The 23145-nt window shown below is 45.3% G+C and carries 22 protein-coding genes and 3 tRNA genes; 5 read left to right on the forward strand and 20 right to left on the reverse strand.

Annotation, left to right across the window (positions count from 1 at the left end):
- Positions 1–613 precede the first annotated feature (613 nt).
- The gene (locus DESGI_RS25900; protein WP_006521601.1) at positions 614–2149 is read left to right on the forward strand and encodes a hypothetical protein; all 1536 of its coding nucleotides are present in this window, start codon (positions 614–616) and stop codon (positions 2147–2149) included.
- A 443-nt stretch (positions 2150–2592) separates the two neighbouring features.
- Here DESGI_RS25900 and DESGI_RS19495 read toward each other — a convergent pair whose 3' ends face one another.
- The 12 genes from DESGI_RS19495 to DESGI_RS19550 all read right to left on the reverse strand — a co-directional run bounded on the left by DESGI_RS19495 (position 2593) and on the right by DESGI_RS19550 (position 9813).
- Positions 2593–2847, reverse strand: a complete 255-nt coding sequence (locus tag DESGI_RS19495) for an alpha/beta-type small acid-soluble spore protein (protein ID WP_006521600.1) — start codon at positions 2845–2847, stop codon at positions 2593–2595.
- 500 nt (positions 2848–3347) lie between these two features.
- Positions 3348–3423: transfer RNA gene (locus tag DESGI_RS19500), tRNA-Lys, on the reverse strand.
- Positions 3424–3451: 28 nt separating this feature from the next.
- Positions 3452–3526 (reverse strand) — tRNA-Gln (locus tag DESGI_RS19505).
- Between the two features lie 6 nt (positions 3527–3532).
- Positions 3533–3609, reverse strand: a tRNA-His gene (locus DESGI_RS19510).
- A gap of 243 nt (positions 3610–3852) precedes the next feature.
- On the reverse strand, positions 3853–4341 hold the full coding sequence (locus DESGI_RS19515) for an HIT family protein (protein ID WP_006521599.1): 489 nt from the start codon (positions 4339–4341) through the stop codon (positions 3853–3855).
- 79 nt (positions 4342–4420) lie between these two features.
- The gene (locus DESGI_RS19520; protein WP_006521598.1) at positions 4421–5101 is read right to left on the reverse strand and encodes a hypothetical protein; all 681 of its coding nucleotides are present in this window, start codon (positions 5099–5101) and stop codon (positions 4421–4423) included.
- Between the two features lie 213 nt (positions 5102–5314).
- A complete protein-coding gene (locus tag DESGI_RS19525; protein WP_006521597.1) occupies positions 5315–5503 on the reverse strand; it encodes a ferredoxin family protein in 189 nt (62 codons plus the stop codon).
- A 274-nt stretch (positions 5504–5777) separates the two neighbouring features.
- The gene (locus DESGI_RS19530) at positions 5778–6299 is read right to left on the reverse strand and encodes a DUF6125 family protein (RefSeq protein WP_006521596.1); all 522 of its coding nucleotides are present in this window, start codon (positions 6297–6299) and stop codon (positions 5778–5780) included.
- Between the two features lie 175 nt (positions 6300–6474).
- Entirely contained in the window at positions 6475–7302 is an 828-nt protein-coding gene (locus DESGI_RS19535) for a YkgJ family cysteine cluster protein (RefSeq protein ID WP_006521595.1), read from the reverse strand.
- A gap of 31 nt (positions 7303–7333) precedes the next feature.
- On the reverse strand, positions 7334–7597 hold the full coding sequence (locus DESGI_RS19540; RefSeq protein ID WP_041285007.1) for a hypothetical protein: 264 nt from the start codon (positions 7595–7597) through the stop codon (positions 7334–7336).
- Between the two features lie 24 nt (positions 7598–7621).
- Positions 7622–7825 (reverse strand): hypothetical protein, encoded by a 204-nt coding sequence (locus DESGI_RS19545; protein WP_006521594.1) that lies wholly within the window; start codon positions 7823–7825, stop codon positions 7622–7624.
- Between the two features lie 293 nt (positions 7826–8118).
- Positions 8119–9813: a long-chain-fatty-acid--CoA ligase gene (locus DESGI_RS19550; protein WP_006521593.1), complete on the reverse strand. Its 1695-nt coding sequence runs from the start codon at positions 9811–9813 to the stop codon at positions 8119–8121.
- A gap of 376 nt (positions 9814–10189) precedes the next feature.
- On the opposite strand from DESGI_RS19550, the gene DESGI_RS19555 reads away from it, so the two are divergent.
- The 3 genes from DESGI_RS19555 to DESGI_RS19565 all read left to right on the forward strand — a co-directional run bounded on the left by DESGI_RS19555 (position 10190) and on the right by DESGI_RS19565 (position 13659).
- Positions 10190–11581, forward strand: coding sequence for an IS4 family transposase (locus tag DESGI_RS19555; RefSeq protein ID WP_006520890.1), 1392 nt, complete (start codon positions 10190–10192; stop codon positions 11579–11581).
- A gap of 111 nt (positions 11582–11692) precedes the next feature.
- Positions 11693–12199: a CBS domain-containing protein gene (locus DESGI_RS19560; RefSeq protein ID WP_006521592.1), complete on the forward strand. Its 507-nt coding sequence runs from the start codon at positions 11693–11695 to the stop codon at positions 12197–12199.
- Positions 12200–12480: 281 nt separating this feature from the next.
- Positions 12481–13659 (forward strand): metallophosphoesterase, encoded by a 1179-nt coding sequence (locus DESGI_RS19565; RefSeq protein WP_006521591.1) that lies wholly within the window; start codon positions 12481–12483, stop codon positions 13657–13659.
- A 127-nt stretch (positions 13660–13786) separates the two neighbouring features.
- Here the strand turns inward: DESGI_RS19565 and ade are convergent, their stop codons facing one another.
- The 3 genes from ade to DESGI_RS19580 form a co-directional block, all read right to left on the reverse strand.
- Complete coding sequence (gene ade / locus DESGI_RS19570) at positions 13787–15577, reverse strand: adenine deaminase (RefSeq protein WP_006521590.1); 1791 nt, start codon at positions 15575–15577, stop codon at positions 13787–13789.
- An 89-nt stretch (positions 15578–15666) separates the two neighbouring features.
- A complete protein-coding gene (locus tag DESGI_RS19575) occupies positions 15667–15903 on the reverse strand; it encodes a hypothetical protein (protein ID WP_006521589.1) in 237 nt (78 codons plus the stop codon).
- A 93-nt stretch (positions 15904–15996) separates the two neighbouring features.
- On the reverse strand, positions 15997–17355 hold the full coding sequence (locus DESGI_RS19580) for a 4Fe-4S binding protein (protein WP_006521588.1): 1359 nt from the start codon (positions 17353–17355) through the stop codon (positions 15997–15999).
- A gap of 209 nt (positions 17356–17564) precedes the next feature.
- Here DESGI_RS19580 and DESGI_RS19585 point away from each other — a divergent pair, with 209 nt between their 5' ends.
- Positions 17565–18188 carry an HAD-IA family hydrolase gene (locus DESGI_RS19585; RefSeq protein WP_006521587.1) on the forward strand — a complete coding sequence of 208 codons (624 nt, stop codon included), beginning with the start codon at positions 17565–17567 and terminating at the stop codon, positions 18186–18188.
- 146 nt (positions 18189–18334) lie between these two features.
- Here DESGI_RS19585 and prxU read toward each other — a convergent pair whose 3' ends face one another.
- The 5 genes from prxU to pepF all read right to left on the reverse strand — a co-directional run bounded on the left by prxU (position 18335) and on the right by pepF (position 23098).
- Complete coding sequence (prxU, locus tag DESGI_RS19590) at positions 18335–18928, reverse strand: thioredoxin-dependent peroxiredoxin (protein WP_083939974.1); 594 nt, start codon at positions 18926–18928, stop codon at positions 18335–18337.
- Positions 18929–19080: 152 nt separating this feature from the next.
- Positions 19081–19740, reverse strand: a complete 660-nt coding sequence (locus DESGI_RS19600) for an ABC-2 transporter permease (RefSeq protein ID WP_006521584.1) — start codon at positions 19738–19740, stop codon at positions 19081–19083.
- Positions 19733–20599 (reverse strand): ABC transporter ATP-binding protein, encoded by an 867-nt coding sequence (locus tag DESGI_RS19605; protein ID WP_006521583.1) that lies wholly within the window; start codon positions 20597–20599, stop codon positions 19733–19735. The genes DESGI_RS19600 and DESGI_RS19605 overlap by 8 nt, the downstream gene beginning before the upstream one ends.
- A 3-nt stretch (positions 20600–20602) precedes the next feature.
- Positions 20603–20977 (reverse strand): GntR family transcriptional regulator, encoded by a 375-nt coding sequence (locus tag DESGI_RS19610; RefSeq protein ID WP_006521582.1) that lies wholly within the window; start codon positions 20975–20977, stop codon positions 20603–20605.
- 318 nt (positions 20978–21295) lie between these two features.
- Entirely contained in the window at positions 21296–23098 is a 1803-nt protein-coding gene (pepF, locus tag DESGI_RS19615) for an oligoendopeptidase F (RefSeq protein ID WP_006521581.1), read from the reverse strand.
- Positions 23099–23145: the final 47 nt, after the last annotated feature.

Consider the following 23145-nt stretch of genomic DNA (forward strand, 5'->3'; position numbering starts at 1 on the left):
GCCCTTTATGGTTATCTATAGTCGTATTATATATTAAAATAAATATTAACATAAAAACTACAATATATAAAACCCTTTTTAACTCCCTTTATCTGTGTCAATTAGCCATAAAAACACAAAGACCCTGCCTAACGCAGGATCTTGATGTTTAAATGAACTTATAATCTATACAAACATTAATTATTAATAACAGTTAAATGCACTTCGCAGATTAACAGATCATACTACATTAGCATACCTGTGGACAGTTTAACGTCATACCCGGGACTTAAACGGGCATCCCCCTTTACAATGTACCACCGGACGGAGCATATATGGTTTCCTCATCATCAAAAATTTTCACCTCCCACTATATTAATTAGTACATTCGAAAAATCCCAAAGCCTTGCAAATACAGGCTTTATTTTTTTGCCTTTTGAGGCTTCACCTCAAAAAACAATTAATTTTATGTCCCATCGTAATTATTAGGTATGGCTATTATTAAAAAGATATCTGGGTTTAAATGAATTAAATAGTGATTCACGGTCATTTTACCTGCTTGACAATTCTAAAATCGCTCCAAAATTGAATTGGAAGCTATTTCCAATATATCGGTTTGAAAGGAGTAGATTTTATGTTAGTTGTCAAGTATTCTCATGAGCAGTATCAAGATTTCGTTTGTGATTTTTTAACTCGCTATTATATTTCGACCGGCCAGCAGATTACTATCGTAACTAAAGCTTCTTTAGTTGTTAAACTTTGGGGTGCCGATCTTACCGGCATTGTTAAGCTTATTAAAAACCGGTATTCAAGGGCTAATCGGGGCATCCCACCCAAAGATGCGGTGGCCTTGCTTCGCTCGCTTATCCTTATGACTTTTACTGGTGAAACCAGCATCCCCAAGTGGGTGGATTCTTTAAGGTCTGATCCTTTTCTTGCTGTTTTATCTGGTTTTTTGCCCGCCTGCTTTTCTACTGTTAAAGTTGATGATGTTCCGGCAGATCCTATCCCGGGCGTGGGTACTTTTTATAATTATATGGATAGGCTGATTCGTAAGAATCGGATCCTTTACAAATCGAAGCTGCGCAAGCTCAAGCGTAAGCCTAAAAAGAAGCAGAAGAAAAATCAGAAACTGGATTCATCCAAGCCCGGCGTAGTGGAACGCCTGGTTAATAGGGTGCTAAAATACAATAATGCCAAGCTCCCTGGTAATCTGGAATCTACTTTAAACCAGATTCTAAAAGATGTTTTTGTTATGCCATCCTTAGCCAGGGGTATCCTTGGCGACCCTAATAAATTGAATGTCGCCGCTGATGGCACTTGCATGCCTACTCATGCCTCTTACTACGGCAAAAAGGTTTGCAATTGTAAGTTAAAGCCCGGCGAACGTTGCGATTGCCTCCGCTTATTCGCTGACCCCTCTGCCTCTTGGGGTTGGGATAGTTACAATGAGCGTTACTTTTATGGCCATACTTTTCATGGCTTCACTGCTTGTGACTCTTTCTACAGCTTACCTATCCATATAAAATGTGTTTCTGGTGAACGTCATGATTCGGTAACTAGTGTTTATGAACTTAAAGAGCTTGTGGATTTGTACCCAGGGATTAATTTTAATGCTGCTGTTTACGATTCGGCTTATGACGCTAATCCATTCTATCTTCTCAATATGCATTATGGCATCAAGCCCGTTATTGATCTTAACGCTCGGGCTTCTAAGCCTGATGCAGTGAGTGATTTTATTGAATTTGATAAAAAAGGGATCCCTCACTGCAAATGTTTAGGACACCAATTACGTAACTGGGGCCTAATGTCCAAGTCCTTCAGACGAAAGTGGCTTTTCCCTGTGCAATGTAATTCCTGTGATAAGTGCCATTTATATAGCGAAAAAACGTTTTATACAAAAACAAGTGATAACCCCAGGTTCTTTACGCCTATTTTAAGGGGCTCGGATGAGTGGAAGCAGCTTTACAAAAGACGCTCTACCACCGAAAGGGCCTGGGACAGAATCAATAATGATTTTAACGCTGAATCTGCCGTTGTTTTTACCCGAGAACGTAGGATAGTTAGAGTATTTCTTGGTGCTTTCTGTTGTTATGTTGATGCATGGGCTGGCGAGAGCACCATTTCAATCACTGATATATTTCCTGTCCTTTCAAGGTTCGCTGCCTAATCTGGGTTATGCTTTAAGTTATATTCAAATTGTTTTTAGGCTTTTTTTAAATCAATTCAAAAAGGCCTATTTGGTATGCGCATTTTTATTCTCTTACTTACCCAGTTTGCTTATATTTTTCTAATCATCCTTTATATGGTATTTGGGATTTTATGTTTTTCGATTATACTCTATTAATATTTTTATTTCTGCAGTTTATGAATTTATTATTTGCCGGCCATGCATAAAACTCAAGCTATTGAAGAAAATACTGCTAAGCTATTATTCTCCATATCAAACTTTTCAATTTGCCACCGGACAAGGGCAAAACAAAAGAACAAGGCTAAAAAGGGCAGAAAAAGACCGGCCCTGTCAGGGTCGGCCTTTTTCCAAACTTGCTTAACTGAAATCCTATAACTAATCCTTTCTTACTAAGCTAAAACTATTAATATCCGTTTGTTATACTAAGGAGTCGGCTGCTGATTGGTTACCTGCGGGGTGGCGGGCTGCTGCCCCTGGGCCAGGCTCTGCTCATAAGCGGCTATCATTTTCTTCACCATGTTGCCGCCGACCGCTCCGTTTACCCTGGAGGGCAGATCGCCAAGATAACCCTGGTAGTTTTGAATACCCAATTCGGCTGCAGTTTCATATTTAAACTGGTCCATTGCATTGGCTGCCTGCGGTATTAATTTTCTGTTCCTGTTTTGTCCTTGTGCCATAAAAAAACCTCCTTAATGATGATTGTTTTTTGGTTTCTGGTGATGTTTTTATAATGTCCTTTATAACCACAAGTATGTGTGACACTATTTAGCGACCCAGGAACAAAAAAACCAAACTGCTATAATGCAACTTAGTAATATTTTAAAAGCAAAGGGACGGTTCCCACATGCTTCCTTCCTACTCCCTAGTTTAATAAATTAATGATCAATAGATGATCAAGAAATATCAAATCTAATTATTATTAATATCAAATTTTCTTGACTTAAAACACGTAATGCTTAATGCGAGATATATACATTTTGCAATTTTATGGGCGTCTGTCGAAGCTTAAGTGAAAAGGTGACGAAAGCTTTAAGAAACAGAGCTATACGGAAAATAAGTACATGCCCAAAGCCAGGCCAACACAGAAATTCGATATGAATCTCGTGCGGACTTTTCGTACAGGCTTTGTAATAAATAAAAATTAAACCCCGTGGTGTTTAATACCACGGGGTTTATTTGGTGACCCATCCGCGACTCGAACGCGGGACACCCTGATTAAAAGTCAGGTGCTCTACCAACTGAGCTAATGGGTCATATGCGGCCACCTTAAAGCGGCCATTTTGGCTGGGGCGGCTGGATTCGAACCAACGAATGACGAGTCCAAAGCCCGTTGCCTTACCACTTGGCTACGCCCCAAAAAACTGGGGTGGATGATGGGATTTGAACCCACGACCCCCAGAGCCACAATCTGGTACTCTAACCATCTGAGCTACATCCACCACGTTATTTGCTTTGCGCCGGTTCCCCAACGCAAGATTTATCTTATCACATTCGCTTCGCCAAGTCAAGAAACGTTTTTTTGTAATATTAACCAATAACCTGTTTGCCGGCCCAACGCCTCAGGCGCTATTATACCTTTATCATGGCATAAATTCCTGCCCGGCGCAAGACCCAAGCATCACCCAGCTAATCCATACATATAACCTGTCTGTCAGGTATTTACATTTATTATTCACGCTTGATTATTCCCGTTCCAGCGCCTGCTTTAGCTTGGTATAAGTTATTTCTAATGCCTCGGAAATTACTCGTACGTCGCCAAATACAGGCATGAAATTGGTGTCGCCACCCCAGCGGGCCACAATATGGATATGCAGATGACCGGGAATACCGGCCCCTGCTACTTTACCCAGGTTAATACCTATATTAAAGCCATCGGGGTTAAAAGCACTGCGCTGCACCCCGACCATGCGCCGGGTGACAGCAAACAATTCCTGCATTTCATCAAGGGTCAGTTCTTCAATATCACCCACGTGCCGTTTGGGAGCCACCAGCAAATGACCATTATTATAGGGATAAATATTCAGTATCACAAAAACCTTGTCGCCCCGGTAAAGTACATAATTATCCCCGTCTTTATCGGTGCCGGCATTTAATTTCTCACAAAATATACATCCATCGCCACGTTCCTTACCAACATAAACACCACGCCACGGTGCCCAGAGCCTGTCCATATCCATGCCCCCTGTTATTATTTTTGTGGAAATTGATAATAGCATATATTTCTATATTTACAGGGCAAGTCCTGCCGGACTAGGTTCTTTGCCATACCTCCAACTGCGGGTAATATTTATAAGATTGGCCGTTACCCCGGCCGAAGTAATTAAAGGCCATCAATCTTCCAATGCTGTCGAATTCCATTTCACCCGAAGCATCCCAGTGCGGACAGGTCAGCTCATTATAAAAGATAATTTTCCGCAGATCATTACTATGTTCTAAAAAATCAATGAATTTATCTAAAACCCCTATGGCGCGCACCTGGTCCTCTGCATGGTTCCACAACCCGTACTTTTCTTTGCCCAGCAAACTGCGCAACAGTTGAGGGTGGAAAAGGACTATATGATTAAACAGCCCGGTGGGCTTTATTTTCAATCCACACCGCCAGCCCGACAGATTCCAAAGCTTGATCCGCATTCTTTTCAACGTGGCCAGCAGGGGTCTTCTCACTACAAGCACCGACTGGCAATGCTCCCGCAAGACATCAATGCCATACTCGGCTTGCAGGCGCTGTGCTTTTTGGCCCACCAAATCGGCGGTCTTAAAATCGGGCTTGTCCCCAAAATAGGAAAACCTTTTGGCAGCCACCAGCTGGCCTATTGCCCTGGATGGAATCTCCATCAAAATATCATCCAGCACTATTCGCTCAATCATGTCAAAACCAAAATCACAGCCCATCTCCATACCCGTTTCATTTACCCCCGCGATGTAATACAAGCTGCTCACCTCCAATAATTATGATAAGGCTTTTTACTGCAGGCAACAACGATTTATAATGTCGCTTCCTGACTTCATTTAAGATGGCTCAGGGACAAAATCTGCGCTTCCAGCAAATAATGCCGAACCAATGTTGTGTGACCTGCGGGCAAAAATAATAAGCCCATATCCCTTCGGATATGGGCTTATTATGCAACCATTTTAATGTTTATATTATGATTCGGTAATTGAAACAGCACCATTCGGACAAACGCTTACGCAGGTTTCGCAGCCCAGGCAGTCATTGGGATCACCGGCTACGGTAGCTTTATCGCCATCCATTTCCAAAATTTCAGCCGGGCAGGATGCAGTGCATTCGCCGCAACCTTCGCATTTATCCGGGTCGATTTGTACCATGAACATATTGTGGACCTCCCTCTCCCTTATAAATTTTCGGGGCTCGTACCCCTTATTTCCGATTAGTCAACCGGTTAATTTAATTGTACAAAACCCCAACCGTTACGTCTATAGTAATTTTTGCAAAGTTAGATAAAAATAATTGAAAGCTAATTATGTCGACACCGCTCACCGGCACGCCATCATAACGACATATATCGCACATATAGATTGACAAATCGAGAATAGCCCGGGACATGATTACTACCATGAACAATTGAGTGTTACTTTCGTTAACATTTTACTCTTCCAATGTGAACTCCCACGCACAGTGGCAGCCATCTTGAAGTTCATCCGGCGGGCAACAGATGCACCGGATGCTGATACGCGGGTCAATGGCACGGGCAAAGCCGCTGTATTCCACCAGCCCCACCGGTTTGCACGGGAAAAAGTCCATTTTTTTGCGCTCCCGCGCCGCCTGTACCCGGCAGGCATTCATCCGAAAAACCAGCTTGTTGGGCGCCTGGCGGATAATTTCCTGTTTGTTTAAAAAAGCATATAAGCGGAACCGCAAAGCCTGGTCCAGCGCGTCCAGACCGCCTTGTTCGGGCAGGCCGAGAAACTGTTTAATCCGGTTGGCTTCCAGGACAGTGAACTTATCCCAGGCATCAGAGTCAGCATCAATAGCGTTTTCCAGGCCGTATTTTTTTTCTACAGCCTGAAACCACAGACCGTCATGGGCCAGCCAGCGTTTGCTCAAATCGGTTACAAAATCAATCAATTGCTCCTTGGTCAGATCCTGAATATTTTTCATTTGTGGCACAATACATCCCTCCATAAGTACTTTATTTATTATTTAGCAAAATAAACAAGCAAAAAATATGCCAAACCCGAAGCATATATGCTTAACACCACAACTCCGGCGGCATCCCCAAACCATAATACAGCAAATAATAAAAATATCCCGGGCGGTTTATTCAACACCCGGGATATGCTTGTTATGCTCCGGTAAGTATGACCTTTTTCACCCGGTCCATCAGGCTGCCGGCAAAGGCCTCCGCGCCAACATCGATCTGCGGCCCGTAGCCAAAACCCAAAGCCATGTCGGTAAGAATTAATTTAACGGCTTGCATGCGGCGGCGGTGGAATTCCCGGTGGTCAATTTGCTCCTCGTCAATGCCCAGCTTACCACGCAGCATGTCCGGAGCGAATAAAAAGGGCATCAGCATTTGCATTATCTTAGGGTTCATCCACTCCCGGCACTGTAGTACCCGGGCCGCGTAATCAATTAGTTCGGTATACTGGTCCGACATCTGGTAATACTCCTGGGCACCGGCATCTTCATACCATTCCTGCACCGTCCAAACCCGGTCTGCTGTATGGCCCAGGCAAAACTGCATGCGGTCAACCATGAAAACCCGCTCTTCTTTACTGCACTCATCACCATCGCGGTTGTAGCGCACCGCGCGGCCCAGGGGAAATGTGCGACAGTTCCGGGACCGGGCAGTGTAAATAGAACATTTACCATCTTCAAGCATAAAGGCGCAGCGGCCATTGGCGGCGTGGGCCAGCCACACCATAGGCCAGCCGGTATCCCGGTCGGGTTCCATCTCACAATAATTACTAAAAAACTGCTGGCCGGGCATATCAAGGTGCCGGGCCATAACTTCCACATCCCACGGGTCCAATAAAATAGTAATGTTTTGACAGCACCGGCCCATACACTCCGACCCACAAGCAAAGGTAAAACTGTCCTCCATGTTCAGCTGTTTCAAGGTGTCATTGGCCAGCTTGTCCATTATCCCCCGCTGAAAGTCAAAAACCATCAAGCGCTCTCCTCTCAATGTACTCCATATTTCATACCACAATCACATTATAACACAGAGGCTTTACACCGCTCCCGCCCGCTCCTGTTACGTCAAGCAAAGTGAGACCATTGCTTGAAACTACATCTGTCACGGCAAAATAACCATCCCAGTACCGGTGCTGGTCAAAGGGCTTTTCCGCCCCCAGCATAACTTTATCCCAGCTACTGCCAAAATGATGGTTAAACTCCTTTTTGAAGGTGTATTCATCATCCGCATCCGGCAGATCGGTCCACACGGCCTTTAGCTTGCCCACGGCAACAACTTTACGGGGCCAGTCTCAGCCCGGCTCGTAAAAATAGACGGGCACGGCATTACTCATATCCCCGGTATTAACTTTTTCCAACAGGCCGCCATCCATGGTACCAAATACAACTAGCCCCCGGGCTGCTCCAATGTGGCCGGCAGCGGCCAGCTGCGCCCGGTTGATGGCGGCCAGTATGATTTGCGCCGGTTGTTGTTCTCTTTCCTGTTCCCTGGCCAAGTCATCGCTTCCTTTGCTGATCTATTGCTCCAAATAGCAAGTATACCTCCGCCCTCACGAACATTAGGGGCATCCGGGCAACCCAGACGGCGAAAAAGTGGTGATAATATAAATAGCCCCGCTAAAGTGTAATGCATAAGGGTACCCCGGAGATTTCCCCTCTCACTGCGACACATGCCGACAGGCATTCTTAATAATTAATTCACTTCTTAAGTTAAATATCCTGCCGGGTAGCATTGGATACTGTAATTGGATACAACAATAAAAGTTGAGCAGACAGCGGACATGGACAGCTATTTATTGTTTTCCTCCAGTTTACTCCTTTCTTCTTCCACCAGGGCCCGGCGCAATATTTTACCCACCATCGTCTTAGGCAGCTCGTAGCGAAACTCTACTTTCCTGGGGACTTTATATTTAACCAGTTGTTCAGTGCAGTAATTAATAATTTCCTGTTCAGTGGCCTTTTCACCCTCTTTAAGGACGATATATGCTTTGAGCGTCTCGCCACGGTAGGTGTCGGGCACGCCGGCCACCACCACTTCCTTAACCTTGGCATGCCCGTACAGCACTTCTTCCACTTCACGGGGATAAATATTGTAGCCGCCGGCAATAACTATATCCTTTTTCCGGTCCACCACGTATGTAAACCCCCGTTCATCCATCCTGGCAATATCCCCGGTATACAGCCAGCCATCCCGAATGGTCCTGGCCGTTTCCTCGGGCATATTCCAGTAACCTTTCATTACCTGAGGACCTCGAATACAAAGTTCCCCAACCTCGCCCAGGGGCATTTCCTTTGTGCCCGTGCAATTATCCATAATCTTAACATCGGTATTGGGCAGGGGCTGCCCGATGGACCCCGAAACCTGATCCCCATTTATAGGATTGCAGTGGGTTACCGGAGAGGATTCCGTCAACCCGTAGCCTTCCACCAGCTTACCGCCGGTCAGCCTTTCAAACTTTTCCTGCACTTCCACCGGCAGGGGCGCCGCACCGCTGATACATGCCTTAATGGAGGAAATATCGTATTTATTCAGCTCGGGATGGGATACAACCGCCACGTACATGGTGGGAGCACCTGGAAACAAAGTTGGGTGGTATTTATTAATTTGTTTTAATACAGTGTCTATTTGGAAACGCGGCAGCAAAATCATAGTGGAACAGCAATATATGGCAAAGTTCATCACTACTGTCATGCCAAACACGTGAAAGAACGGCAAAGCTCCCAGCATCCTCTCTCCCGCATCACGGCAGTCGGTTAACCATGCGTGAACCTGCTTCACATTGGCCACCAGGTTCTTATGAGTTAACATAACCCCTTTGGACAAACCTGTGGTGCCTCCCGTATACTGCAGCAAAGCCAGGTCATTTTCCGGATCCAACTGAACCCGAGGCGACCGGGGTGAATACTTTTGTAAAAATTTCTTAAAATGCAAAACACCGCGGTCACCGGGCGCATCAAGTACCTGGCCCTGCTTTTTAGCCTGGATGGGATATAAATAGTTGAGCGGAAAGGGAAGGTAATCCTGCACCCCGGTGACAATTAAATTTTTTACCCTGGTCCGGTGCACCATATTTAGTACCTTATGGCCCATGGCATCCAGGTAAATTAATGTTTCCGCTTCCGCGTCCCTCAGCTGGTGCAATAATTCCCTTTCCATATAAAGGGGATTGGTCATAACAACCACGCCACCTATGCTAACGATGGCATAGTAAGCAATCACTGTCTGGGGGCAATTGGGGAGCATCACGGCCACCCGGTCCCCTTTTTTGACACCCAGGTCATTCAGTGCTGTGGCCAACCGGTCCACCTGCTCTTTAAGCCGGCTGAAAGTAAGCTTGTGGCCCATGAAAATAGTGGCTGTGTGGGCCGGGTACTTTTGGGCAGCCTGTTCCAAGAAATAGTAAAGAGATACATTTGGTATTTCTATCCGGTGGGGCACGCCTTGGGGATAGTGTTGGCACCAAAAGAAATCATCCTTAAACATGCTTTTTACCCCTTTATTCTTATTGAATGATTAATCATTCATATTAAAATGACAATTTATATATTTTTATTCCATTTATCTTAGCAATATCATAAAGTATTTTTTAAATTATTGTAATATTCAGATAGGTTTTGTGAAAACCTAAACAGCTTAAAATAACCGCTAAAGTGTTGGTTTTACCATTAAAGGGCATTCTTATTGCCTGCGATATTCAACTTGTTTAATATTTAACTCAACTTTCGCAGTTCAAAAATCAGTCTAACCCCTTACAAAATAAGAATTTAGGCCAACTTTTTTAAGCAAAAACAAACAGAAAACACGCCTTTTTTGGTAAAATGTAGTCACCACAACAACACACCAAGAAAGGATGTTTTCTGTGGCTATAATTTTACCAAAAAATGATAACAATGAACAGGCTAAATCTTATTCTGATCGGTTTATAAAGCAGGCAAAAATAGGAACCTTTTTGCACCAGGCGAATATCCGAAAAGAATCCGGTCTATCGCCATTGTTCCTTTTCCAATTTATCTTTTCCCTTGTATTTCAAGGGAAAAATCTTTATCGAACATTGGAGTCAGGTCGTATAGATAACGCTCCTTCCAAAGATGCGATATATCGTTTTCTAAACAGGCCTACATTCAATTGGCGGAAATTTCTTGTTACAATCAGCTCATTTCTCATCAAAACAAGACTTTTACCCCTGACATCAGAGGGCCGGGCTCGTGTATTGATTTTAGACGACTCTACTTATTCCAGAAACCGTAGTAAATCGGTTGAATTATTGTCCCGGGTTCACGATCATTCAACAAATCGGTATCTGAAAGGGTTTCGGATGCTGACCTTGGGTTGGTCTGATGGTGGAACCTTTCTGCCCCTTGCGTTCTCTCTGCTTAGCTCTGATAAAGAGAAAAATCGTTACCAGGGGCTAAATCAAAGGATTGACAAACGGACAGTTGGATACCGCCGTCGCAAAGAAGCTATTCAAAAATCCACAGAAACTATGTTCTCGCTTCTCGACCAAGTGAACCCTTTTCAACTTTGTGCGAGTACCCTGCTTTTTGATAGCTGGTTTGCCTTTCCAGTCGTAATCAAGCGGGTGCTGACAGAATACCATTTGCATGTTGTTTGTATGCTCAAGAATATGCACCGCGTTTATTACACCTATAATGGAAGCGAATATACATTGGGTCAACTTTACAAAGTTCTTCGCAAAAAACGCGGGCGGGCCAAGATTCTATCATCCGTCGTTGTCGGGCTTGGTAAGGCCCAAAACGGAAATGACGTTCTGGTAAAAATCATCTTCGTTCGAGACCGTAACCGCTCAAAAAAATGGTTGGCAATCTTAACAACAAACCTTGAGCTATCTGATGAAGAAGTTATCCGTATTTATGGCAAACGCTGGGAAATCGAGTGTTTCTTCAAAGTCACAAAGTCCCATTTGCATTTGGCAAAGGAATTCCAGTGCCGTAGTTATGATGCGCTTACTGCTCATACCACCATTGTCTTTGTGCGATATATCATGCTGGCTTTAAGTGCCAGAGAGGAGAAAGACCCCAAGACCCTTGGCGAGCTCTTTTATCTGTGTTGCGATGAAATTGAGGATATTCGCTTTACCGAAGCTGTTCTTTTAATCATAGATCTTTTCGCCTCATCATTTAGCAAGGAATTTCTTCTTTCTGAAGAACAAATTCAACATTTTTTGGATACGTTTTTCGAGCAATTACCTGCCTTTCTGAAAAGTTCGCTTCAGAAAAGAGCAGTTGCTTGATATTAATAATTCCAAAACGCTTGCATATTAAGAGCTTGAGCTTATTTTTAAGGTGCGAAAGTTGAGTATTTAATTAATACCGGACAACAAAAAATACTGGAGGTGTTGTTGATGCAGGAAAAACCGGAAACAATCAGTAAATTCATGGTTCCCTTTTCGGACTACCCCAGTATCAATCATAAATCCACCCTCGAACAGGCAGTAAACTTGATGTATCAAATGGCCGGGGAAAGGGGTTACCGCTGGCTTGTTGTGCTGGATGACAATGATAATATTAAAGGTTTTCTCACCCTGCGCAATGTGTTTGAAGCCATCAACAGTTTGGCCCCCAAGGCAGCCGGGTGGTTGGGCCTTTTTAACTATAGCCGCCCCGGCTTTTTCTACTGGGAAGGGGTGCAATTAATCAAGGATACCCCGCTGGATAAATGCATCCGCCCGCTGGTGGATGTAAAAGTAATGGAAACCGATCACCCCTCCAAGGCGGCGGAAATCATTTTAAACCGGCGCATCACCATTGTGCCGGTAGCCAACGAGCAAGGCCAGATAGTGGGCATTATCAGGCCAGTGGACCTGCTCCCGTTTATTCAAGGGCTGTTTGCCAATGCACCTTGGGTTTAGCAAAGAAAATTATATTCAGGCATCAAATTTAGGCATATTCATCCGGGGATTACCCCGGTTTTTTGTGTGTGCCCAAAGCAGAAGTACGTTAACACATAGCTATGCCAGGTGTTAAGTTGAACGGTCGTGGGAAAGATAGTTAATGTTTTCGGACAAGGAAGGTTTGACGAAGAATAATAAAGTATCTAAAATTTTCATATAAAGTGATTAATGGGCATTAATAAGGGCACTGATAAGGCTGGTGATTGTATTAAGGCTATATAAAGGTGGTGTTGGCCAGTATGGTTCGAGCTTTGATCTTTTTATCAATTATTTTACTATACGGCCTGCTCAATTACTGGATTGGCATGCGCCTGTGGCAGTTGGCCGGAAAATTCATACCCCATGTGACCGCAAGCTTATATTGGTTGGTTTTCTGGCTTGTCGTACTGTCTTTTTTAGCAGGTCGTCTATGTGAAAGATATGTTAATTATAAAATAGGCCAGCCTTTAATTCTGCTGGGATCCTATTGGATGGCAGCTATGGTTTATTTGGCCATAATTCTTGGCTTACTGGAATTGGTTCGCCTTGCGGATAAGCGTCTCACGTTTTTGCCCCGGGGAGCTTACGAGCAATTCCCCACTGCGCCGTTGATTGGCTTTAGTGTATTAATAATTGTTATTGTCATTATAGGTTATGGTTGGTGGAATGCCAGGATCCCCCATATCATTCATTATGATATTAATATTCCCAAACAAGCGGGTAGTATTAAACAACTACACGTAGTGGCGGTCTCTGATCTGCACCTGGGCAATACTGTGCACAATAAGCGTTTACAGGGATTGGTTGAAATGGTGAACGGTTTAAACCCGGATATCATACTGTTACCCGGTGATATAGTGGATGAAGACCCGATGCCATTTATCGAGCAAAATATGGGTCATACACTGCGCAAGCTGGCACCCCGGTACGGTATTTATGCTGTGCCGGGAAACCATGAGTACATAGGTGGTCGTTGGGTTGAAATCATTAACGGCCTGGAAAAGGCTGGGGTTAATGTACTGCAGGATGAAGTTATTAAGGTGGCGGACAGTTTTTATGTGGTGGGTCGAGATGATTTATATAGTAGGTATTATACAAATAATAAACGAAGTGATTTACAAACAATTGTACAAGGCATCGATAAAGCACTGCCGGTTATTGCAATTGACCATCAACCTGTCAACTTAAGCGAGCCCGAGGAGCAGGGAGTTGACCTGCAAATCTCGGGACACACGCACCGTGGCCAGTTCTTTCCCTTCAACATTGTTACAGCTCGCATATTTGAGATTGACCGGGGGTACTTGCGCAAAGAGAATCTGCAGGTCATTGTTTCCACCGGGTTTGGCACATGGGGTCCGCCCGTTAGAATTGGCAGCCAGTCTGAGATTTTAGATATCGTAATCAACTTTAACTCCCCTGCCGGCAAATCTCCGTCCTAAACTTGCAATGAACGGGGATCAAGGTAGATTAATAATGTGCTATGCGAACATCCGGAAATTTAGAAGCATCCTTGGGGCGGCATTTTCAAGCCGCCGGGTTTAAAGAAGATCAGGTGGTATTTTTCCATTACCCGTCAACTAAATCCACAAATTTAAACTGCTGTGTATCAACCAGGCCACGGTTGGTCAGGCGCAGTGCCGGCAGCACAGGCAGAGAAAGCAGCGACATGGTCATAAAGGGAGACACTAAACGACAGCCCAGCTCTACCCAAGCTTGTTGCACGGCCTGGACTTGTTTGGCCACCTCTTCCACCGGCGCGTTGGACATCAGACCGGCTATGGGCAGGGGCAATAAAGCGAGTACCTGGCCGTCGCGAACCGCCACCATACCACCGCCACAGCCGGCCAGGGTGTTGCCCGCCAGAGCCATATCGGCGTCATTCATGCCCACTATGAGTAAGTTGTGGCTGTCGTGGGCCACAGTTGAAGCTACTGCTCCACCGCTGAAGCCAAAGCCCCGGACAAAGCCCAGGCCAATACCGCCACTGCCGCCGTGCCGCTCCACCACCGCCACTTTGGCCAGATCACCGGCGGCATCTGCCTTTAGCTGCCCATCGCTTATGGGTAAATGGATAGTTACATGCCGGTTTATGACACTGGCTTCAATGATTTCCATCACCCTGACGCGAACTGTACCGGACACAGCCGGTGCCGGTATGGCAAAATGCTCCGCCGCCAGCAGTTCCCGCAAATGCACCGAATTGCGCACAGCCTCAGGGTAGGTAACCGCGGGCAAGTCCACCAGCAATTGACCCGCTTCAGCGATTAGCCGGCCATCGGCCAGCACTTTATCCACCTGCACTCCGGCCAGGTCTTTGAGAAACAGAATATCAGCCAACCGCCCGGGGGCAATGGCTCCCAGATCACGGGCCACACCAAAACACTCGGCGGTGTTAATGGTTACCGCCTGGATGGCCCGTACGGGGTCAAGCCCGTTGCTTATGGCCCGGCGCACTACATTGTTTAAATGTCCTACCGAAAGCAGAGTTTCAGGGTGGCAATCGTCACTTACCAGTATCGCCCGGCGACTGTCCACCCTGGTTTCAGTAAGGCTTTTTACCGTGGCCTGCACATCGTGCCAGGCCGAGCCCTCCCGCATTTTGGCATACATACCCAACCGCATGCGGTTTAAGGCATCCTCGGTCAGAACAGACTCGTGGCAGGAAATGATACCGGCTGCCGCGTAGGCCGCCAGTCCCTGAAAGTCACCCGGCACGGAATAGTGCCCGGTGATTGGCTTACCAGCCTGCATGGTTGCTTGCAGTTCACCGTGCACCAGCGTATCACCGGCCAGCACACCCGGGAAATTCATCATTTCCCCCAGCCCGCAAATACCCGGCCACTGCATGGCGGTGGCGATCTCCCGGGGGCCAAAGACGGCGCCGGCATCCTCAAAGCCTGGCGCAGCCGGAACACAGGAGGGCATGGTGGCAAATACTTTCAACGGTAAGTCAAACCCTTCCTCTACCATTAATTTCACACCGTCCAGCCCCAGCACGTTAGCAATTTCATGGGGGTCCATAAAAATGGTTGTGGTACCGCCGGCCAGAACAGCCCGGGCAAATTGAGTTACCGTCACCATGCTGCTTTCTACATGCACATGGCCATCCATAAAACCGGGGCTAAGATAATACCCGCCGGCATCGATAACCTCGGTTTGCGGACCCATGGTATGGCGGACATCGCCTACCGTGGCTATTCGCTGGCCCGTTATGGCAATATCCCAGTTCAAGATTTCGCCGGTAAAGACATTGATTACCCGGCCGCCAAGGATCACCAGGTCCGCCGGTTTTTTACCCGTGGCCACCGCCACCAGCTCCAGAGTTACTTCCTCCAGGGGACGCCTGGATAATACCATAATTTACCCTCCTCTGATTGTAAAAAATAACAGGGGCTTAAAGCCCCCGGTTTTTGTCGTTTCTAACTATAACAGGCTATTACATTATATTAACCTTTTTTACGGGCATTGATAAAATATCTGCGGCCATCATTAGTACCCCTGGGCTGAAAATCAAAATCATGTTCTGCTAAAAGATTGATTATTGGGTCGGCCTGATGGGCATCGGCTGACTCCATGTTTATATTAATCTCTTCCCCCGGGGCCATTTTGTTAATGGCATTGCGCACATGCTCCACAGCTCGATCGTCAATTTCAGGCGGCAAGGTAATGGACATTTTACTCATCGGCTGAAAAACCTCCAGTGATTTTGGATTATTTTATTAAGATAGTATTTATATTTTTTATTCTATTATACAAATTCATAATAAACGGGCCTCTTATAGTTTGGTAATCCAGCCTTTACCAGAAAGCTTGACCCCGGTAGTAAGGACGTTAAGAAAAGTGGAGCGGAACAAATCCCCAACCAATGCCTTTTTAACCGGGGGCAGTTTTAGAATCCCCCCCAGGATACCTCGCATCACCCGGTGGGTGACAGCGCCGGGGTCATCAAATATATAGTTTGGCAGGGTTCCCTTCTCCAGGCAGGCCAGTATGTTCCGCTCAAAAGTGGTTTCCGGGGGCAGCACTCTTTGCCGGCGCTTTTTAAGCTGCAGTGCCCCGTGAACACATCGCGCAGCGCATACCCCACAGCCCAAGCAAATGCTCTCATCCACCAGGGCAAGCCTTTTCCCCCTTCCTGCACCTTCTTCAGAACCCGGTCCAGTTGCAAAACAGCTGGTTACCTCACCAACTTGTGCAGAAATCAAATGGATACCCTTTACCGGGCAGGCTGCGACACAACTACCGCAACCAGTGCATTTCTCAGCGTTCACAACAGCGATAAAACTGGAAGTTTTAATAAAACCGACATATCCAAACTTGTTGATACCCCGAAGCAGGTTACAGCAACAGGCACAGCAGCAGCAGATAAACGTAATATTATGTTGCACGTTATCAGCACTGAAGACAAGTCCCATCTCCTTACAGCGGGCTAAGTTGTCCAGCACCTGTTCGCGGCTGACCTTTGTGGCCATTTGATGTCTGATTAAGTAATCTGCAGCATAACTAAAGGAGGTGCAAGTATCTAAAGGAATAGAACATTTTTTATAACCACTGTGCAGTTTCTCGTGCCGGCAGGCGCAGGTACCGATGGCATACCGGTTATGGCTGTCCACGATGGCTTCGGCTTTTTCGTAAGGCAAAATTTCCACCACATCTTCCGGCGCCACCGCATCTATATAGGGCACAGCCCTGGCCAGGGCTATTCGCTGCCCGTCACCAGCGTTAGCCCGGTAAAAATCGCCGCTGCCTGTCAGGTAGGCATGAAACAACCCCGCAGCAACTCCGGGATCAAAATTACCGCAGCTGCGCATCATGGTAAATTCAAATATGCCTACCATAATAGGCGAAGGCATGTAATAATAACGGCCACCATGATAAAGATCCAGCACCAAACCCTTATCCGCCAAACCGGCCAGTCTACCCTGTAAAATACCCGGATCATCACCAGTTATGCGGGCAATCCTATCCACGGTGGAGAGCAAGTAGGGCATTTGCACTACTAAATCCGCTTCTTGTTCAGTGTACAATTCTCTGAGCAACCTGTGTAAGGCTTCGTTCCACGGGGATTTAACGGTAAGGTTATCTATTTTTTCACCCAGCTTGCGATATACGTCTTTGCCCGCCATATGCCCCATACCTTTTGCCGTCCTTTCATACAAATCAAGTATGGATATACACTATCTGCATTCACATACACCATAGTTCGCCAATTAAATATCTACTCCTGCAAAGCATCCAGTCTCAAACTATAGCACCAAAGTAAAAACTCCCTTAGTTTAAAAGGTAAAGGTTTTTTGGTGAAGATATGATAAACTATTACTACTTTAAAAATTGAGGGGTATTAATGATTAAACATGTTATTTTCGATTTCGATGGTACCATTGTAGAGTCACGCTACCTGACTGTTGAATTATTAAATGAGCTGGCCCCCAAGTATAGGCTTAGAAAAATAAAGGAAAGCGAATATGAACACCTGCGTTCGTTATCCATCCCCCAGAGGTGTAAGGCCATCAATCTCCCTTTTTACAAGCTGCCCATGCTAAAGATGGAATTAACCCAAAAATACAGGCGGGCCGCCGCTTCTCTGGAAACTATCAGCGGCATCAAGGAAGTGCTTGGTAAGCTCAAGGCCGGGGGAATGGCACTCAGCATTATATCTTCTAACTCGGCGGAAAATATTAATACTTTTTTAACGCACAACAAGATCAACTTTTTCGACAATATCATTTCATCAAGCGGCCTGTTTGGTAAGGATAAAGCCATAAAGGTTTTTTTAACTAGACATACATTAAACAGTAAAGATGTAATTTACATAGGAGATGAATGCCGAGACATTATCGCCTGTCAAAAAAACAAGGTACGCATTATCGCCGTAACGTGGGGCTATGATACAGAGGAACTACTGGCCAGCTGTCATCCCGACGCACTTATACACAGCCCGCTGGAAATATGTAAAATTATTCACTAACATGCAAGACTATTTAGCAGCTTAATTTTCTTGGTGTTAAAAAAAGCAACACGGGCTACAGCCCGTGCGCATAAAAGATTCATGAATATGATACCCCTATGTTCCATAACCTTAAAATACATTATTACCAATACACCCACTAACAATTACTCTTTAGGGGGCTGCCATACTTCCCAAACTTTGCCCGCCCGATCGGTTGACGGTTTTAAAGTTGGACTACCTTCAACCCAACCGGAAGGCATTACTTCACCGGTTTTTTGATGATGCTGATAAGCCTTGACTTGGCGAATAAGCTCCTGCGGGTTTCTGCCTACGGGCGGGCTCAATATCTCTGCCGCCTGAATAACGCCTTCCGGATCAATTAAAAACCGGCCACGGATATTTACCCCTGCGTCTTCATCGTAAACACCGTATAGTTTGCCAATTGCTCCAGTTTGGTCTGATAGCATGGGGAAAGGAACACCGCCGTCGACCATTTTGGACAATTCGGTTTCATTCCAAATTTTATGGGAGAATACGCTGTCGGTGCTGCAGGATAAAACCTCCACATTCAGAGACTTGAGCTTATCATAGCCAACGGCTATGTGCGAAATCTCAGTGGGTCATACAAAGGTAAAATCTCCGGGGTAAAAGCAAAGCACAACCCATTTCCCTTTGAAATCTTCCAATGCTACCTGTTTAACCTGCCCCTGGTAAAATGCCTTGGCCTGAAAGGCAGGCGCTTTTTTGGTTACCAGCACATTAAAACCCCCTTAGTTGGCATTATAATATATATTTTAATTTAATAACTTATATTTATCAATATATATTATAAATAAATTTTAAATTTATTTTTCTGCATTAATCCAACATAAGAGAACGACCCTATAACGCTATTAGTATTATGTTTATACTAAAGGTCCCTGTTTTGATAAACCTTCAAAGATAGGACAAAAGACACTACCAGTGTAATTAATATCACAACCATAATTGTAGTGAATATTTGTATATCAGTTTGAGAATTAAAAAAAACCGTGATACTTTGTACCCAACCGACTTCCCTATTCACATAAAGAAAATTTACCACACCTGTTAGTCCAAAAAATAACAAGAAGAATAAAATAAGATTCAAAAATTTAATTTTAATATAGCCAAATTTAAAGTAAAAGGGTAAAAAAACACCGTTTATTAAACCTATGGCAAACAAGCCTCCGGCTAAACCTTCTAAAGAAATCGGGTGAACTTTTACGGGTAGACCTATTAATGCTATCAGTGTTGTTATCAACCAATAAGCCACAGTCCCTATGACAATATAAACAATAATAGATAAATATTTAGCCAATACAATATTGGCTCTTTTTAAAGGTAAGCTGTTCAGCATTACGTCAGCTTTGTTTTTTTCATCGTAAGCACAGGAGGTTAGTACCAGCATATAAGTAATAGCGGTCAAAGCCGTTGGGTACATTACCATTCCGGCCCCTTGCATGGCAATGGCAAAGAAAACAATATAGGCGAAGCTTAAGAGGATAATCTTCTTTTGAATTAATATGTCTTTTAATATTAAATTATACATTCTGCAGCCCCCTTGTGTAATGCAGCATAATATCTTCCAAAGCCGGTTTTTCGATAAGCACATGTTTATCAAAAAGTAATTGGGCCTGCCGCCGGTCTCTTACCAATCCTTCAAAGCCAAACTGGTTTTCCTTAATGCCGATAAATTCTTTCCTTATATCGTTATCCAATAGATCCCTGCCGCCTTTGACCAACCCGTGCCCATCCAGCAGTTCATCTTTAGCGGTACTGAAAATGATCTGCCCGTCATTGATAAACGTGATATAATCAGCTATTTTATCCAAATCCGAAGTTATATGAGTGGATAGAAAAACACCTTTGTTCTCATCCTGTATGATATAAGTTAATATTTCCAGCAATTCATTTCTAACCACGGGGTCAAGGCCTGCGGTGGGTTCATCCATAATCAGCAGATCGGGATGGTGAGCCAGGGCCATCGCCAAAGAATACTTCATCTTCATCCCCTTGGATAAATCCTTGATCTTCTTTTGGGGCGGTAAATGAAAATCCGCCAAATATTTTGCAAAGGTACGGTTATCCCAGTTCTTATACAGCGGGGCAATGATTTTAGTCATTTCCCGTACGGTCAATTCTTCATAAAAATGGTTTTCGTCAAATACAAAGCCGATCTTATTTTTAATTTCTATCTCGTGCCTGAGGTTATCCAGCCCGAAAACGTTAATAACCCCACCGTCTTTTTTCAGCAAGTTCAAAATCAGTTTTATCGTTGTGCTTTTACCTGCGCCGTTAGGGCCAATGAAGCCCATAATACAGCCCTTTTCCATGGTAAAGCTGATGTCTTGCAAACTAAACCCTTTGAAGTTTTTTCTGAGTTTTTTTACTTCCAAAATGGGCTTCATTTATCATTCCCCCTCATAAAACAGTTTGAGCATTTGTTGTAATTGCTCAAAGGATAGATGCACGGATTTAGCGGCCACCACCGCTTCCAGCAGTTTTTCTTCCACTATCTTCAGCCTCTTTTCATGGAGCAGCTCCTTGTTTTCCGCTGCTACATAGGACCCTTTGCCCGGCACGGTAACCACAAAACCTTCCTTTTCCAGCTCGTCATAAGCCCGCTTAGTGGTAATAACGCTGATTTGCAGTTCTTTGGCCAGATTTCTGATCGATGGCAAAGGGTCGGCCTCCAAAAGTTCACCCTGCATAATCATTTCTTTTATTTGAGAAACAATCTGCTCGTAAATTGGCAAACTAGAAGAGTTGGAAATAACAATATGCATAACCAAACATCCCTTCAAATAGCTGACCATACTGTATATATACAATATAAACAGCTATAACAGTTTTGTCAATGACTATTGCAGAAGCACGGGGACGGTTCCCTTGCTTCCGCAACAAAAAAATGCTCAACTACCGTGTATTACCGGCAGTTGAGCATTTGTCCAATAGCTGCGCTATTAAAATCTATTTTTTTCTCTTTTAGGTTGGTTATAACCACGTTCTCCATATGGTTGCAAATTGTTACGATTTCCCAAAGAAACATGAGAATCGCCCACTGTTTCCCCTGCCTTGGAAGCAAGAGAACCGTCCTCGTGCTTCTAGAGGGCCAGGTCCTCCAATTCCGCTACCAGGCGGGCAAATACGTCCAGGCATTCCTGCACGGGCTGCGGGATGGTCATATCTACCCCGGCCGATTTTAACAGGTTCAGGGGGTAATCAGAGCCACCCTTATGCAAAAACTCAATATAGCGGGCAACTGCGGAGCCGCCTTCTTCGGTAATGCGGCGCGTCAGAGCGGTGGCCGCTGAAAAGCCTGTGGCATATTTGTACACGTAAAACGCGGTGTAAAAGTGGGGTATCCGGGCCCATTCCATGTCCACTTCACTGTCCACCACCATCTCCGGTCCGTAATAATCCACATTCAGCCCGTGGTAAATCCGGCAAAGCAGTTCGGGGGTCAGCGCTTCCCCGGCTTCCACCCGCTCATGAATGATTTTTTCAAACTCGGCAAACATGGTTTGCCTGTAAACAGTACCCCGGAATTGTTCCAGGTAGTGATTGAGCAAATATATTTTCTTATCCCGGTCTTTAACAGTTTGGAGCAGATATTGCATCAGCAAAGATTCATTGACCGTGGAGGCTACTTCAGCGGTAAATATTTTATAATGAGCATAGACGTAAGGCTGCGTTTCAAAAGAATAGTAAGTATGCATGGCGTGGCCCATTTCGTGGGCCAGGGTAAACACATTATTCAAGTTATCCTGGTAGTTCAGCAGCACATAGGGATGGGTGCCGTACGGGCCCCAAGAATAGGCGCCGCTGGTTTTACCCTTGTTTTCGTAGACATCCACCCAGCCACCGTTAATTCCCTGCACCATTGTTTCCACATAGGCATCACCCAGCGGGGCCAGGCCTTCCCGCACCATATTTACCCCTTCCGGGTAAAGGATTTTCCAGTCCACATCCTGGACCACAGGATTATAAATATCGTACATGTGCAGTTCGTCAAGCCCCAGCAATTTTTTACGCAGGCGCATATAGCGGTAAAAAGGTTCCAGGCTGCCGCGCACCATGCTGATCAAATTGTCATATACCTCTTTAGACACATTATCGGCAAAAAGAGAGGCTTTAAGGGCTGAAGGATGCTTGCGTACCCGGGCATAAAACACATCTTTTTTGACACTGGCACCCAGGGTGGCGGCCAGGGTGTTTTGCAACCGGCGGTATGAGCCATACAGTGAAATAAAGGCATCCCTGCGCACCCGGCGGTCCCTGCTTTCCATAAACTTTAGATAGCGGCCGTGGGTAAGTTCCACCTCACGGCCCTGTTCATCCTGCACCGGGGCAAAGGTCAGATCGGCGTTGTTGATCATTCTGAATATGTTGGCTGAGGCCTGGGTTACTTCTTCTGCCCGGGCAATAATCTGCTCTTCCTCGGCGGACAGGATATGCGGCTTTTGCCTCACCAGTTCCTCCAGTACAAACCGGTACAAACCAAGGCCCGGTTCTTCTTGCAAAAACTGTTTTATAGTCTCATCCGGCACCGCCAGTATTTCAGGCACATAAAAGGAAACTGCCGCCTGCACCTGGGCGCTCAAGCTTTCAGACCGGTCGGTCAGGGCCTGGTAAACCGGATTGGTGTTATCCTCATCGCGACGCATGCGGGCATAGGTGTATATTTTTTCATTGACCGCTTCCAGCTGCTCCTGCAGTTGAAAGGCTTCCAATAGTGTCCGGGCCGACGTACCCAGCTTACCTTTGAAGGACTCCACCCGGGCTGCCAGGTCCAGCGCCTTGCGGTAGTCCTGCTCCCAGGCTTCGTCACCGGGATAAATATCCTCCAGCCGCCATTTAAACTGATCATCGATTTCCCGGCGGGTGGGCAGATTACCTTTGCTCACAACAAATCCCCCTCGTGTAAATAATCTCCTGCTTAAGAAAAGTATTC

It is taken from the genome of Desulfoscipio gibsoniae DSM 7213, assembly GCF_000233715.2.
GTDB lineage: Bacteria > Bacillota > Desulfotomaculia > Desulfotomaculales > Desulfallaceae > Sporotomaculum > Sporotomaculum gibsoniae.